Origin of the sequence: Microcystis sp. LE19-131.1A, from assembly GCF_027532015.1 — a bacterium.
Taxonomy (GTDB): Bacteria; Cyanobacteriota; Cyanobacteriia; order Cyanobacteriales; family Microcystaceae; genus Microcystis; species Microcystis ichthyoblabe_A.
Genome location: NZ_JAPZSS010000141.1, coordinates 1 through 1,069, shown reverse-complemented (window position 1 = coordinate 1,069; position 1,069 = coordinate 1). Strand labels below are relative to the sequence as shown.

Genomic DNA, 1,069 nt, shown 5'->3' with positions numbered 1-1,069 from the left:
GAAATATTATGGAGATTTTTAAAATATGAATGGATTGAATTTAGCGCCTATAAAGACCGAAAGAGCCTCCTCGCTTACGTTAAAAAAGTGCTGGACAATTTTGGAGGCGAGTATGTAATTAATTTTGCCTAGGTACTTATCTCTAGTAAACTGGGGAGCATTAGAGGGAATGGGGTTTTGTTGCATTCGCTCAACAAGCAGCCTTAAAAAATTCTGCCTAGCCGCAATATCGGTAATCTTTGGGGGAATAATTTGAGGTGATTTTACAAAAAGCTCCACCTCAGTGCCTTCAGGTAAATCGTAAGCTGTTTGAAGGATGAACGTACCACTATGATAAATTGCTTTCAAGGCTTGGGGCATGGGGAAATCTCTATCACAAGAATTAGGGGTGATTTATTTGGCTGCTTACAGTCTAGCCCACACGAATCAAATCCCGTGACGAACAATAGTCTGATAGTTTCATGTCCATATATTGCCATGCCTGAGTATATCTGACTATATTTCTATTGAAACTTTACAATACTCATCCCACCAGTCTTGTGTAGTCTTAATGTTGGCGGCAAGAATCAGGTTTTCTGTTGGTCTTGCGGTTAGATGACCCAAAATACTGGTTTCAATATAGACGGTTTCGCTCACGGCAATAAGAGAAAATCTATCCCACGTCTATCCTACTGTATTTCTGAACTTCCCCCATACATATATACCACAATAGCTGAAAACCCTTATCCATCAATGGATGCACCCCCTTAACTTATCTTAATGTACCCATGTAATTTGTAACATTTCTTAATGGACAAGAATTCTCTCCATTTGCTAGAATGATAGCCATGTATATAGAAAAAGTTCCTAACCGTAATTCCCCCCCCGCCGTTCTTCTTCGGGAGTCCTACCGAGAAGGAGATCAAGTCAAAAAAAGAACCCTGGCCAATCTCTCAAAATTACCCGATGATATTATCGACAATCTAAAACTGGCTCTTAAAGGAGCAACACTGTCCATGACTGAAGGCATTCCCAATCATTTTGAAGTGATTAGAAGTCTTCCTCATGGTCATGTGATGGCTATTTTAGA

At 39.9% G+C, this 1,069-nt stretch carries 1 protein-coding gene and 3 pseudogenes; 2 read left to right on the top strand and 2 right to left on the bottom strand.

Features of this window, described 5'->3' with window-relative positions; all coding sequences use genetic code 11:
- Positions 1 to 132, top strand: a pseudogene (locus tag O9323_RS11790) (IS630-like element ISMae24 family transposase); the annotation flags it as partial.
- Positions 133 to 270: 138 nt separating this feature from the next.
- On the opposite strand, the pseudogene O9323_RS11785 reads toward O9323_RS11790, so the two are convergent.
- A pseudogene (locus O9323_RS11785) lies at positions 271 to 360 on the bottom strand (antitoxin AF2212-like protein); the annotation flags it as partial.
- 159 nt (positions 361 to 519) lie between these two features.
- Positions 520 to 636 (bottom strand): annotated as a pseudogene (locus tag O9323_RS22890) (type II toxin-antitoxin system VapC family toxin); the annotation flags it as partial.
- A gap of 191 nt (positions 637 to 827) precedes the next feature.
- Between O9323_RS22890 and O9323_RS11780 the strand changes: the two are divergent.
- Positions 828 to 1,069 (top strand): IS1634 family transposase N-terminal domain-related protein (locus tag O9323_RS11780; RefSeq protein ID WP_502846425.1); only part of this gene is annotated, 242 nt, incomplete at its 3' end.